The sequence below is a fragment of the Methylobacterium gregans genome (assembly GCF_022179245.1).
Taxonomy (GTDB): Bacteria; Pseudomonadota; Alphaproteobacteria; order Rhizobiales; family Beijerinckiaceae; genus Methylobacterium; species Methylobacterium gregans.
The window spans coordinates 19,547-33,666 of record NZ_BPQM01000052.1 but is presented as its reverse complement, the minus strand read 5'-3'; the positions used below and the strand labels follow the sequence as shown (position 1 = coordinate 33,666).

5 protein-coding genes are annotated in these 14,120 nt (G+C 68.2%); 1 reads left to right on the top strand and 4 read right to left on the bottom strand.

What is annotated here, in order from left to right:
- Window positions 1–263 precede the first annotated feature (263 nt).
- Together proA and MFF54_RS11465 are read right to left on the bottom strand one after the other, a co-directional pair.
- Window positions 264–6,242, bottom strand: coding sequence for an anti-phage protein ProA (gene proA / locus MFF54_RS11470; RefSeq protein WP_238302927.1), 5,979 nt, complete (start codon window positions 6,240–6,242; stop codon window positions 264–266).
- A complete protein-coding gene (locus MFF54_RS11465; protein WP_238302925.1) occupies window positions 6,239–10,192 on the bottom strand; it encodes a lysozyme inhibitor LprI family protein in 3,954 nt (1,317 codons plus the stop codon). The genes proA and MFF54_RS11465 overlap by 4 nt, the downstream gene beginning before the upstream one ends.
- A 626-nt stretch (window positions 10,193–10,818) precedes the next feature.
- Between MFF54_RS11465 and MFF54_RS11460 the strand changes: the two genes are divergently transcribed.
- Window positions 10,819–12,105, top strand: a complete 1,287-nt coding sequence (locus MFF54_RS11460) for an RNA-guided endonuclease InsQ/TnpB family protein (RefSeq protein WP_238302923.1) — start codon at window positions 10,819–10,821, stop codon at window positions 12,103–12,105.
- On the opposite strand, the gene MFF54_RS11455 is transcribed toward MFF54_RS11460, so the two are convergent.
- Together MFF54_RS11455 and MFF54_RS11450 are read right to left on the bottom strand one after the other, a co-directional pair.
- Window positions 12,092–12,667, bottom strand: coding sequence for an SH3 domain-containing protein (locus MFF54_RS11455; protein ID WP_238302921.1), 576 nt, complete (start codon window positions 12,665–12,667; stop codon window positions 12,092–12,094). The genes MFF54_RS11460 and MFF54_RS11455 overlap by 14 nt on opposite strands.
- A 329-nt stretch (window positions 12,668–12,996) precedes the next feature.
- The gene (locus tag MFF54_RS11450; protein WP_238302919.1) at window positions 12,997–13,896 is read right to left on the bottom strand and encodes a 3'-5' exonuclease; all 900 of its coding nucleotides are present in this window, start codon (window positions 13,894–13,896) and stop codon (window positions 12,997–12,999) included.
- Between the last annotated feature and the right edge of the window lie 224 nt (window positions 13,897–14,120).

Below are 14,120 nucleotides of genomic sequence, written 5' to 3'. Positions count from 1 at the left end.
CCTTGCCGTGCCGCGTGGCGGCGCGAGCGTGTAGCCTCGCGCCGCGTTGATCCCAACTTGGGCATTACCGCCCCGGTTGCGCTCGACCAGGATGTCGAGATTCGGGATAGGCACGACTAGAGATGATCTCTCAAGCGAGCTCGACTTCAGCAGAGATCGTTTTGCGCCATAACTAACCCTGACCAATACCTCAGACTGAGCCACGCGAGAGGCTACTGCAGTCCGCGTCGCGAGTCTGAGTAGCGTCTTCGATCGGCGGCACCTCACGTCGCGTTGTTCCGGGCATGGACACTGGCGCGCTCGAACCGCGCCCGCGCTGCCGCCTCAATCCGGGAAAGGCCCATCTTCTGCGCCATCAGACGGACGCGCTCGGTTTCCGAAGCATCGGAGCGCAGTGTCCGCGCGAGACCGACGAGCTCAGGCATCGGCGTGTCAGCATGACTGCGGACGCTGGAGTCGGCCGCCCGGTGAGCACAACTCACCTGCGGCCGCGTGTCAGGCGGCCACAGGACTGTCCGGCCGTCATCCTCGCTTCGCGCGATAGCAGGGCCAATCTGGTCCAGGACGGCTTCGCGAATGAGCGGGCCGACGCGCTGCAATCCGTGAGCGCGTGCGATGCGTCGGAGCAGGACATCCTCGTAGATGGGGCCCTCCACAGTGGCCACATGCTCCACTAAGGCCCGCAGCACGGTGCGGTAGGAGGCGTCGTAGAAGCGGGCAGGTTCGATCGGTAGGCCGAGGTCCGCAAGATCGGCGGTCCTATAACCCTGCGCATCCTGAGGGGTCTCGACCGCGGGAGTAGGGTTCTCCTGAAGCGTGACCTGATCCGCGTAGAGGCGCTGCAAGGCTGGCTCCTCAGGAGCCTGGGGATCGTTCGCTGGCTCCGGTGGAGCTTCCGCAACGGGTACGGCAGACGGCGTCTCGTCGGCAGGTTCGGGGTTGTTCGGCTCTGGGGTAGCAGGCGTAGTGGACGCATCGGCTTGGGCCGCTTCGGCGGCCCGCGTGCGATCCTGCTCCAGATCCTCGCGCAGACGCTGGTCGAGCTTGGCGAGCGCGCCCTCTGCGTCCATCCACCACTCGGTGCTCCAGACCCGCCGGATGCGCCAGCCGAGATCGGTCAGAACGTGCTCGCGCAGGCGATCGCGGTCACGTGCCGTGGCCGAGCTGTGATAAGTCGCGCCATCGCACTCGACCCCAGCAAGGTAGCGGCCAGGGGCGTCCGGATGCACGACCCCAAGGTCGACCCGGAAGCCCGACACGCCGATCTGCGTGTGCACGGTCCAGCCCTTCGCCTGAAGCGCAGCCAGCACGGCCGCCTCGAAAGGTGATTCGACGTCGCCGCCGGTGGGCGCGAAGGCCTCGGCGAGCGCCCGCGCGCCGCGGTCAGCGAATTCAAGGAAGTGCTTAAAGTCGCGCACGCCGCGCGCCCGCGTGCGGCCGAGGTCGATCTGCTCGGGCCGGAGCGAGGCGAACACCACGAGCTCGCGCCGGGCACGGGTGATGGCCACGTTCAGGCGGCGGTAGCCGCCGTCCTTGTTGAGCGAGGACACGGTGCTGACCGGCCGCCCCGTCTGATCCGGGCCGACGGCGACCGAGAAGATGATCGTGTCGCGCTCGTCGCCCTGCACATTCTCCAGGTTCTTCACGAAGACCGGCTCGTGCCAGCGGTCCCTGTCGAAGAATGGCTCCAGTTCCGGGTACGATCGCCGCTGCTCGTCGAGCAGGTTCTCGATCAGGCGCTGCTGCTCGCCGTTGAAGGTGACGATGCCAAGCGAGCGGCGCTCCTGCGCGAAGCCTGGCTCGCGAAGGCGACGCACGATCTCGGCGACGACGGCCCTAGCCTCGGGCCGGTTCACGCGCCCCGAGCCGCGCTCGTAGACGCCGTCGGGCACGAGGGTCAGCCGCACGGCTCGGTCGTCGGTCACCGGCGACGGGAAGGTGACGAGCCGGCCGCCGTAGTAGTGCGCGTTCGAGAAGGCGATCAGGCTCTCGTGCCGGCTGCGGTAGTGCCAGTCGAGATTCCGCCGCGGGATGTTGGCCGCGAGGCACTCGTCGAGGATGGACTCCTGGTCCGAGACGTCGCTGCCGTCCTCGATGTCATCGACGCCGCGGTCGCCGACATTGGTCGGCGGCAACTGCTCGGGGTCGCCTACGATCACCACCTGCTTGCCCCGCGCAATCGCCCCGACAGCGTCCCAGGGCGAGATTTGCGAGGCCTCGTCGAAGATGACGACGTCGAACGGCTCCTTCTCGGGCGGCAGGTACTGCGCGATCGAGAGCGGGCTCATCATCACGCAGGGGGTGAGCTTGGTCAGCGCCGTCGGCATCCGGCCGAAGAGCTTGCGCAGCGGCATGTGCTGCGTCTTCTTCGTCAGCTCGTGCGAGAGCGTACCCCATTCCGGATCGGCCCCGAAGGCGGTCGGCCCGGGGATGCCGCCGCCGAGGCGCGAGCGCACGACCTGCTTCGAGAGCTCGGTGACGCGCCGGTCCGCCGCGCGGAAGCGGGCGATCGTGTCCTCGTGGCGCTCCGGCAGGAAGCGGCGCAGCACCGGGTCGTGGCTGACGACGCGATCGATCCACCAGCGCGCATAGGCGGTCTCGAACGCCGCCTCCGCCCGGTCGGGAGCGACGCGCCCCCCCTCCAATGCCTCGATCAGCGGGGTGAGGCCGCTACCCCGCGCATTCTGCGCGACCGCCTGCCACGCGCACCAGCCCTGGGCCCGGGTGAGCCCAGAGGACCAACGTTGCGCCAGCGCGATGCTGCGCTCGATCCAGTCGGCCTCTGCCGCCAATGGCTCCTCAGGGTCAGCGCGCCCAGCGAGCTGGCCGAGTGCCTTCATCGCCTCAGTGGCGCGCGCACGATCCTGCGCGAAGGCGGCGTAGGCCTGCGCGATGCGACCGCCCTCAGCCAGCGCCCGCGCCTGTCGCTCGACGAGTTGCACAAGGTGGTCGCGTAGGCCGTCGATGCCAAGCGAGAGCGGTCCGAGGATGTCGAGGAGTTGTTCGACCTTCTCGGCCCAGGTGATGGCCGGCTGGAACTCGGCCGCCGGCATCTCCGGGTTGCTCCAGGGCAGCCCCAGCCGAGCAAGGACGAGTTCCTCCAGGCAGCCCGCCTTCACGTGCCGGGCGACTTCGATCAGACCGGTCAGATCTGGCCCGATATCCTCCGGCAGTGTGCCCTCGGCGTAAGGCTGGACCTGCAGCAGCACGCGCTTGAGCCGGCCGCCGCGAACCAGGAAATTGGATCCTTGGGCGGCGACCCACTCCGCGAGGAGACCGGCAAGGTTCTGGTCGAGGATGCCTGGCCGGTACCGGCCAGAGAGGCGACCGAGGAGTTCGGCCTGCGTCGCCTGGAAGCGCTCGCGCGCGGCCACGGCCCGGCGCAGGTCGCCGGAGCCATCGGCCAGGAAGGCGGCACCGCAGCGGGCATCGGGCCGGACGAGATAGTTGCCGAGCACCGTGAGCCCGCGTGTGCCGGCGTAGGTCGCGAGCAGGGTGGGCAGGCCGATCGCGTCGGCGAAGGCTTGGCCGCTGACGCGGAGCGCCGACAGGGCGTCGGTGCCGGCTCGGATCGCGGCTCCCATGTCGTCGCGCCAGACCGGCGACCACTGGGTGGCCTCGACACCCTGCAGCGGATGGTCGACGAGGGAGCCCACCGAGGAAAGAACCGGGCGCAGTTCCCGGCAACCCGCACGGAGCGTCGCGAGCGTCTCCGCGCCGTGCGCGAGATGGTCCGGCCAAGCGAGCACGAGCCCGGGGTCGCCGCCACCGGCCGCGATCACGCGTCCGAAGGCTTCGTATGCGGACAGACCGTTCTCACGCCGTCGATGCAGCGCGTTCACGAGGCCGTTCAGTTCCTCGCGGAGGCTCGCGAGCTCGCTCGTCGCCGCGTCCCAGGTGCCCTGCGAGGGCGTGGTGCGCTCGTGCCAAGCCTTGCGCAGCTGGCCGAGCACGGCCGATTTTTGCGCTTTGGTCGAGTGCACTTCCAGGCAGTAGTCGCCGAGGCCGATCTCCTGCAGCCGGCGCTGCACCACCTCGAGCGCGGCCGTCTTCTGCGAGACGAACAGCACCGTGCGGCCCTGCGCGAGGCACTGTGCGATCATGTTGCCGATCGTCTGGCTCTTGCCGGTACCGGGCGGCCCAAACAGCACGAAGTCCTTGCCCTGGGCGGCGGCCAGCACGGCGGAAAGCTGGGACGAATCGGCTGAGAGCGGCGCGAACACGGTCTTGGGCGGATACTCGCGATCGAGGCGCGCGGGCTCGGGGAAGGGCGTCCCGTCGCCGTAGGAATGCTTCGGCGTGTCGATGAGGTGGCGCACCACCGGGTTGCGCTTGAGCACCTCAGCGCGGTCGACCAAGTCCTTCCACATCAGGTACTTGGTGAAGGAGAAGGCCGAAAGCACGACATCCGGCACCACCTCCCAGCCGCGAAGGTCGCGCACGTGCGCGCGCACGATCTTGAAGATGGCGTCGACGTCGATGCCGGAGGCGTCCCGCGGCAGATCCCCCTCGAACTCCGGCATGCGCAGCCGAAAGTCCTCGCGCAGCATCTCCAGCAGGGTCGGGTTGATCCGCACCTCGTCGTCGTGCAGCGCCAGGCGGAAGCCCGCGCGCACGCTGGAGCGCTTCAACGAGACTGGCACCAGCAGGAGCGGGGCGCGATAGGCGGCCTCGCCCTCCTTGCGGGTCCACGAGAGGAAGCCGATCGCGAGGTAGAGGATGTTGGCTCCACCTTCCTCGAAGCCGTTGCGGGCGAGGCGAAAGAGATCGAGCAGGCGGCGGTCGAGCTCGGCCTCGGTCGAGGTCGTGTAGATCTCCCGCCGGGCGAGCGCCGCCTCGAGATAGCTGCGCCGACCGTCGTCGTGATGCCGGCGGGCGTAGAGGTCGGCGCTGCGCTCGTCGGCCCCGCTCAGCACGTCGGAGACGGGCTTCAATCGGAATTCCTGTCCCGCCGCGAGCCCGTCCTCCAGGGCCCCAGGCGAGACGCATTCGAGCACGACCGAGCCCTTGCCGGGCTTGAAGTTCAAGAGCTTGTTGCGGAGCGTCAGGTCGAGAAGCTTGCGCTTCCAGCGCTCCATTCGACCGACCGGAGTCTCTGGGGCCTCATCGGCGGGCGGTCGCGCCTCCTCGTCGAAGCTGGGCGGCGCGGAGAGCGCTTGGTTGAGCGGTGCCGTCGGCGCGGGGGCGAGGTCTGCCGGCCTGCCCTCACCAAGATCCATGGGGCGGATGCCGCGCCGCCGGCAGCGCCGAACATCGATTGCGACTTCGAGTGGGGCGGGCGCGCTGTCCTCGACCTGGGCACTGCCCTGTGTCGTCGCGACCTTGAACGCCGCCGGCGGGTTGTGGGTCAGCAATGTCGTCTCGACGAGGACAAAGTCCTGCAGGTCCCGGCGCTTGCGCAGGAGCTGCATGTCGTCGACGGCGGCGCTCGCGAAATCCTCGTCCTGCAGCCACAGACCGACGAAGGCGTGGCCCTGCGTCAGCACCAGGACCGGGTTCAAGCCCGCTTGCTCCAGGCAGGCGGCGTAGAGAAGCGAGAGGTCGAGGCAGGTGCCGACCTTGCGCTCCAAGACCTCGCTCGGACCGCGCACCTTTTGGCCGGTCTGTTCGAAGCTCGCCGGAGGCAAGACGTAGGCGATGCGCCGGTCGGCGACGGCCGCCCAGATCGCCTCGGCGAGTTCCCAGGTGCGGGCCTTCTTCCGCGCGCTGTAGCCGTTCAGGCCGGTCTCGCGTCCGGCCTCACCGAGCTTCGTCGCAGCATCCCGCAGCACGATGTCGACGGCTGGATCGTTCGGCCGGACGAAGGCGGCAAGCAGTTCCGGGGCGCTCCGGCCGCCGCCCCATTGCGATGGCGGCAGCAGGCGGATCTCCGCCACGCTCCGGGCGCGTTCGCCGCCCGCATCCTCCAGGATGCTCGTCAGTTCGAGGCGGCTCGCCTCGGTGAAGCCGGAGAGTAGCGCCGCATCAAGCCGGATATCGGGCGTCTCGATGTGATGGTTTGAGCCGGCCGGGACACGGTCGATGCGCAGGGTCAGCGGGTGGACGACGGCCGGCCGGCTCTCGATCCGCACCCGGAGATCGACGAGGTCGTCGTCGGACGGGTTCGCGACCACAATCTCGCGGATCACCGGGATCGCGTTCTCGTAGTAGGCGAGGCTGACATGCTCCGTCGCCGTGCACGCGACCCGCACGGCATCCTGGGCGTCGATCTCAGCGACGGGCTCGATCGTCTCGCTGCTCACTGTGCGATCCACCGGCTCGAGAAGCGCTCGCCCTGCTTGTAGCGGGCGAGCTTGGGTCCGACCTCGTCGCAGGTCTCCCCGAAAGGATCCCGGATGACACCGAACTCAGCGTCGTTGACGTAGCCGGTCACGTAGCAAACGTCCTGATACTCGCCCCTGATGCGGTTGCGCATCTTGATCCGTGTGGTCGCCAGGGCCGTCTCGAGCGGGCGCTCCTTGTAGAGGGCGGTGCCGTAGTCGAGGATCTGCGTTTCGGCCGACATGAACTCCCAGCGGTCGTCGCGCTGAGCCTGATAGTGACGGGCGGGTCCCGGGTAGCGATCCGTGAACCCGACCGGGCGGTCGCCGGTGGCAAAGGCTTGCACCTCCTCGCCGAGCGCCTGCTCGAAGAAGCGCGCCCGCTCGCCCCACTGGGCGCGCAAGGCTCGCTCGCGCGTCTCGCGCCGGGCGCTCTCCTCCTTCTCCTTCTCACGGTCGAGCTTACTGCGCTCCTCCAGCTCGCGCTGACGCTTGAACTGCTCCTCGACGCTGCGGGTCTTGCTCGCGTCGATCTCGGTCTGCGTGGTCGCGACTTCGGCGGGCTCGATCCATAGGGGGAGGTAGCGGTGGTTGATGCCGTCCCGGGTCATGGCCTCGGTGATCGTGGCGAGATCGGCGGACGCCGCGTAGACCGCGCCGCACTCGCCGCGCTTGACCGCGATGAAGGCCCCATCCGCCGAGGTCGGCGCGACGACAGGTTGGCCCGGCAGCTCGTCGCCGAGCCGATCCGAGAGCCGAGCGAGGATGGACGCGTGCGCCTCGGTCTTATCGGGCGCGACCCGGCAGAGCACGCTCGATGCGTTCGGCACCACGATGACACCGAAGCCCTCACCCTTGCGCTCACGCACCAGCGCCTCGACCTCGTTGGCCTTGGCCGCCTCAGCCTGCCGCGCGGAGGCCAGGGCGGCCGCATCGACGACGGCGAGCCGAGCGAACAGGCTGCCGTTGACCGCCTCCACCAAGGTGATCACCCGGTCGACCGGCTCGCGCAGCAGGCGCTCGCGCTCGGCGAAGATCAGGTCCTGCTTGGCGAGATTGTTCGGCCCGCAGGCTGCGAGCGGCAGATCGAGCTTGGCTCCGAGCGCCGCGCTCCGGTCGCGGATCTGCCGGTTCAGGAACACGTCCGACAGAGGCGCGTGGTACAGGCAGGCGGCCCCACGACCATCCTCGAATACCAGCTCGCCGCGCAGATTGCGCACGACGGAGGGAGCCTTGCCGCTGTCGTTGTAGAGCACGATCAGGTCGCCGCGCCCACCCTCAATCAGGAAGCGGCTCTTGGCCGTGACAGCCCGGGCGAGCCGCGCCGCCGCATCGATGCGGGCGCGCTTGCTGGCGTAGGCGTCGGCGAGCTCCTTCAGGCGCTCATCAGAGGTGTCCGGCGCGATCCCGGTCACATCGGCGACGAAGCCGGATAGGAAGGTCTGGAGATCCTGCGGGATGCCGCCCTTCAGGGTGGTCTCGGCCTCGGCCGCGTCGCGCTTCAGGCGCTCGACGAGAGCCGCGCGCCGGTTCTCCGCCTGGTCGCGCTCGCGCTGGCGCTCCTCTGCTTCGCGCGCGCGGCGCTTGGCGTCGCCCTGCTCCGCCAGCGTTGCCTGCGCCTTGGCGGCGATCTCGGGCGCGATCCAGATCGGCAAATAGCGGAAGCTGACGCCGTCGCGGGTCAGCCCCTTCACCAGGGGCGCGAGATCCTTGGCACTGCCGTAGACAGCCCCGCACTGACCGCGCTTGACCGACAGAAAGGCTCCGTCGGCACTCGCCGCCACCACGGTGGTCGCGCCGCCGAGTTCCGCCTTCAGCAGGGCCTCGTAGGGCTCCAAGAGACGGTCGTGCAGCGCCTTGTCCCCAGCCGCCACTCGGCAGACCGTGCGCGAGCCGGTGCCGAAGGCGAGCACGGCCAAGCCCTCCGAGGTCCCGCGCGAGACCTCGCTCTCGGCTTCCGCCGCGCGGATGCCCTCTTGCTGGCGCGCGGCCTCGATGTCGGACTTCAGCACCGTCCCGGCGAGCGCGTAAACGCCTGTATCGACCGCCGAGGCGATGGTGCCGAACAGCCCGGACTGCGCACGTAGCGCGCCGCGCTCGAGGGCTAGCAGGTCGGCGTTCAGCTGCTGTGCGCTGGTGCAGCGGGGCAGCGTCTCCCGGACCGGGGCACCGAGGCTACGCAGCCTAGCGACGAGCTGTTCGAGGGCGATCCGGTCGGCCGGCGCGTCCGGCAGGGCGCAGGCCAGCGTGCGTTCAGGATCGAAGACGAGGTTGCCGTCGAGGCCGCGAACGACCGCGCCCGCCCGCGGCGAGCTGTTGTAGAGGAGCAGGATGTCGCTGGGATCGCCCTCTACGAGGAAGCGGTTCTTGTCGGTGACGGCGCGCTGCACCGCCTCGGCCTCGCGCACGCGTGGTTCGATCTGCGCAAAGCGCCGCTCGATGGTCTCCACGACACGCGGCAGTTCCTGCGGCGAAGCCCCTTCCGACTGTTTGAGCAGCGGAGCCAGTTCGGTTCGCAGGTCCTCCGGTACCGGGCCGGCCAGCAGGGCCTCGATACGCTTGCGTTGTTCGTCGAGCCGGCGCTGCGCCTGGAGGCGGGAGCTGCGGTCCCGTTCTTCGCCCCCGAGGTCACCGAGATAGGCCTCGTAGCGCCGCGCGACGGCCTCGATGCGGGCGGGCAGGCCGGCATCCGTCACCACGGCGAGGCTCGGGCCAACACTCTGACCGCGCCCGAGCCGGTCGGCGAGGCCGGTTCCGAGAAAGCCATCGCCGGCGAAGCCCTGGGCATCCGCGAAGCTCGTGATCGCCCGCCGCGTCACGCCGCCGTAGACGCCATCGGCGATCGCATCAGCCGCAAGATAGCCACCTGTGCGTAGGGCCTCTTGCAGGCGGACATGGTCCTCGATCGGCCGCCCGATCTCCTGGCGTGCCGCAGGGGGACCATCGCGTCCGACGCGCGCTGCCCAAGCTTCCTTCTGGCGCTGGTAGGCCGCAGCGATGCAGGGGACGGCGCGGGCGCGCAGAGCCGCCGTGACCTTGCCGGTCTCCGGGATGCGGCAGGTCTTGAGCGTGCGCTCGACCAAGTCGTTCGACTCCGCCTTCAGCTCCGCGCCAGCATCGGGCTTGAGGTGGCGCAGTGCGTAGAAGGGCCGGGCCATCTCGAGATCAATGCGGCGCAGACCGGCATCCTCGCAGATCAGGATCGGCAGCGGGGTGTTGGCCTTCTCGCAGTCGAAGGACGGCCCGAGATCGCGGGTCGACGCCAACGGCTTCGGCAGCGAGGCGGTGCGCGGGGGCTCGGACACGGCGGCGGCCTCCCTGCGCAGGTCGGCGAGCCGCTTCTTCAGCCCCTCCGAAGTCTCGGTCTTGGTGCGCGCCTCGGCCTGCGCGCGCAGGCTACCCATCCGATCGAGCGCGGACAGACGCGCGGCCTCGGTCTGAGACAACGCACCGAGCCCACCGACCTCCCGGCTGATCGTGTCCGTATCGGGCGCGGATGGGCCGGTACGGGCGGCGAGTTGCTGCTCGATCCGGCTCTGGATCCGCGCAGCCTCCGAACGCACGACGGGCGAGGCGTCGCGCTGGTAGTTGGCGAGCGTGGTCTTGAGTACCTGAAGCTGCTCGGCTCGGCCCTGAGCCTCGGCCCGCGCCTGACGCAGCTCTCGTGCCTCGCCGGTCTCGACGTCGGCGACGATGATGCGGGTGCCCGAGAAGTGCAGCTCGATCGCCTCGCGTGGCTCGACCGCCAGGATGCGGTTGCTCGCGTCGCGGTAGGCGAAGGACTGATTGCAGGTGGTCGAGACCGACCAGCCGTTCTCATCGGACGTGGTGCAGCTGAAGCCCTGCCGCAGGTTCGGTTCGGTGAAGCGCCGGCACTCGGCGAAGAAGCTGCCGAGACGCCCGTCATCCGGGCCGATGCCACGCTGGATCATGCCGGCGATGTCGGCGTTTCGGCGCGCAAGGGCGCGATCCAGGCAGAACCGGTCCCTACTGGAGAGCCGAGCCCAGGCATCACGGGCGGCCTGCGCCTGGGCAGCACCAAGAAGCCCCCCGAATATGTCGAGCGGCGTAACCTGGGCGGAGGCCGGCCCGATCGATGCTGTGACCGCCGCGACCAGAAGAAAACCGCGCGCTCCACCCCGGGCCATTGTCGTACCCCGTACCTTTGTTCTGCACGGTTTGCCGGGTTGCCGAGACCCATTCAAGGTTGAATCGGCCACAATTCGGAAATTGCTGCGTCTGGATGCCGATGCAGCTGTCCAGACGGGGCAAAGCCAGGACCCAACCGCCGCCCAACCGCGAGGTTCTCGGCAGGGCTGCCCGTCAGTGGGCTGCCCGGTACTCAGCAACCATCGCCGGTGTGATGTCCTTGGCGTAGCACAGCGGTGCATAGCCGCCTGGCCGAGAGTAGGCCGCACGCCGCCCGCAGGAGGATCCGTTCCGTGCGCTCTGGTATGGGCATGCACAAGGGCCGGGATAGTCTGGTCATTCGTCATTTCGGGTTGATGATGGGTACGACGGCTTGACGGGTTCACGCTTCGTTCCGTAGCGTAAACCCGTGATTTTGACCTTCCGCCAGAAGCTGCGCCCGACTCGGGCACAGCACCGCCTGCTCGACGAGCGGCTGGAGCGGCAACGCCTTCTCTACAACGCTGCGCTCCAAGAGCGCCGCGACGCTTACCGGCTCCAGCGTAAGACGATCACGCGTCTCGATCAGCAGAAGTCGCTGACCGTCATCCGCGCCGATGACCCGGAGGGTCATGGAGCCGATCCGGTCACGATGGGTCGGTGGACCCTGGCGCGCGTCGAGGATGCGTTCACCGGCTTCTTCGGCCGGGTGAAGCGCAGGGCCGGCAAGGCCGGCTTCCCCCGCTTCAAGGCCAAGAGCCGCTGGCGGAGCTTCGGGCTCTACGAGATGACAGGCCTACGGCTCGAGCTCGGGCATCAGCGCATCCGCCTGAAAGGCATGGATCGCCCGATCCGGCTCTGTCCGGATCGGGCGCTGCCCGAAGATGCGCGCCTGCTCGGCGCGACCTTCACAAAGGTCGGACGCGGCTGGTTCCTGGCGCTGACCATCGACAGCGCCAGCATCGTCGCTCCCGAGCATGCGCACCCCGGCTCCGCTGTCGGCTGCGACCTTGGCATCGAGGCGCTCCTGACGCTTTCCACTGGCGAGCGGATCGCTAATCGTCGCCCGGTCTCCCGTCGGGAACGCGAGATCCGCCACTCGCGCCGGGCGCTTGCCCGATGCAGGCGCGGGTCCAACTGCCGCCGGAAGGTCAAGGCAACGCTGGCGGGTCAGCTGCGCCGCGTCGCAGACCAACGCAACGACCACCTGCACAAGGTCAGCGCGAGCCTCGCGCGAAGCTTTGCTCTGATCGTCTTCGAGGACCTGCGGATCCGCAACTTAACGCGCTCTGCCACCGGAACGGTGGACGAGCCAGGCGTCAACGTCGCGCAGAAGCGCGGGCTGAACCGCGAGATCCTGGACGCCGCGTGGCGGCGTCTCATCGACTATACACGCTACAAGGCTGCGAGAGCCGGTGGCGTCGTGAAGACCCGGGACGCGCGCCGATCGTCTGGCACGTGCTCGGGCTGCGGTGTGTATGCGGCGAAGCCGCTCTCGCTCCGCTGGCATGCCTGTGCCTGTGGGGCGAGCCTGCACCGCGACGAGAATGCCGCGCGCGTGATGCTCTGCGGGAGTTCGCGGCGATCGCCGCGACGGGGGAGGCCGTGCCCCTGGGGACGCCAACGTGGGCCTTCGGGCCGTGCGTCGTCCCAGAACTCTCCTCGCCGTAAGGTGCTGGAGACGAGACGTCAGATGGGGATCATCAATCCCAAATGACGAAGAACCGATAGTCGGCGATCGAAGCCGCGATCAGCAGCTTCGCAATGGCAGCGACGCTCAATGCGGTGGAGACCGAGGGCGGCTTGGCGACGTTCTCCTCGGGTTCGGTATCACGCAGGCGCTTGGCCTGAACCCACCCCTTGCGCTGGGTCAGGTTGTGCCGGATCTCGACCCAGTCGGCGCGACGCTCCAAGACGGTCACCGCCTGCTTCGGCCCGAGCCGATCGACAATCTGCCCCCCGGCCTTCGGCTGAGCTCGCAGAGGAACCTTGTGGCCGGAGATGTAGGCCGCAGGTCCTGTTCGCTTCTCCGGCTCGGCAGTGCGCGGGGGTTCGACAGCGGATTGAGGCGATGTCGTGTCCCCGAGCGTCGCCGAGTTTCCCGACCATGAGGGCGTGGCTGGCTCGGCTGGTAACAAGGCGTAAGTTACCGGTGGCGCGCTCGACGTTTGAGGAGGAGGCGCAGGAGGCTTGCTACTGTTTCCGAAGATGAGACCGATCAAGGCGATCGGCACCAGAAGCAAGGCTCCTCCCGATGCTGATCCCCGGCGACGTGCCATGATGCGCCTCTCCTGGCCGACTTTTTTGAAAAGTGGCAGGGCAGACATAGGGCATCGATACGAGGCCGCATACTGGGCGACGACTAACATTTTCCAGTTAGCCTGGGGATCACACTATGGATTGCTTCAGCCTGAGCTTTTCGGTGCTCGGTGAAGGCCGTAGCGACGTCCTTATAGGATCAATCCGCACAGGTGCACAACATGCCAACGCTTGAGTATGTCAATGCAAATTCACGACACGATTCAATCAAATTTTCGTCGCCAAAATTTGGAACGGGACACCGAGAATAATGTGCGGCGGCATGATCGGGGACGATTTCTATCTCGGCTCAGACCGCGGCAATCTCTGGGTTGGTCCGCATCGAGAAGCGGTCGCGGGCCGTGAAGCGGTCGGCGGGCAGATCACTGACAGGGCGTCCGTAGATCTGCTGGCCGAGAAACGTCCGCTCGACCTCCAGTTGGTCCTCGTCGAGGTCGATGTACCAGCAGCGCCGACGACCGCTCCAACGGTAGCTGCGCGCCTTCAGGAGGTCCTTCGTCTCGATCGGTGATCCCTTCGCCCACAGGCGCACGGTCGGCTTGCGAGCCGTTTCCAGCAGGCAGGCGAGCGCGAGACGGCCCGAGCTTCGCAGCGGCTGGCTCAGCAGGACTAGGAGGGCATGGCAATCATCGATGGCGCGATGCCCAGCGTGGAAGCAGCCGAAGTCGTTCAGGAGGTAGCCGAGCTTCTGCCCCTCGTGTCCCTCGACCCGCCATGGCACCTGATGGCAGGAACACGCCCAGTTACGCTCCGCGAAGATGGGCCAACGTCGCTCGCACATCTGCCTGTCAAACAGGGCATTGTGCGCGATGACGACGGCGGCATCGGCCGCCAGAGCCTCGACCGCCGTGTCGTCGATCGTCCGACCGGCGACATCCGCATCCGTGATCCCGGTCAGCCGTGTGACCTCCGGCGGGATCGGGCGGCTCGGCTGTTGCAGCTGATTGAAGGTGTCGAGCACCCGGTAGATGCGGCCGCTCGCACCGTACTCGAACTTGACGATGCCGAGTTCGATCACCTCGTCGACCATGGGATCGAGGCCGGTGGTCTCGGTATCAAGTGCCAAGCCGATGAAGGTCGGCTCATCGGGGGCATCGCCGCACCCCGTGATCGGCGAGAGGCGACGCAGAACGCGGTACTCGCCGGTGCCCTCGAGCACGGCAGCGATGCTGTCAAGGGGCTGGCTCACGCGGCGATCCGTTGACCTTGATCCTTGCCATGGCCTTCGGAAGCGGCCGGGCGCGATCCTACGTTCGCGTGCCATCCGACGGCAGCGTCGAGTTGGTCTCGTCCACATCCTTTCGGGTTCCAAAGCCCCCCGCATGGCTTAAGCTCGGAGGCCGACTGTCCGTCGTCCAAAATCGCGGTCAAGAAGCATAGCCAGACAACTGCGATCACCGAGCGGCGGCTGTG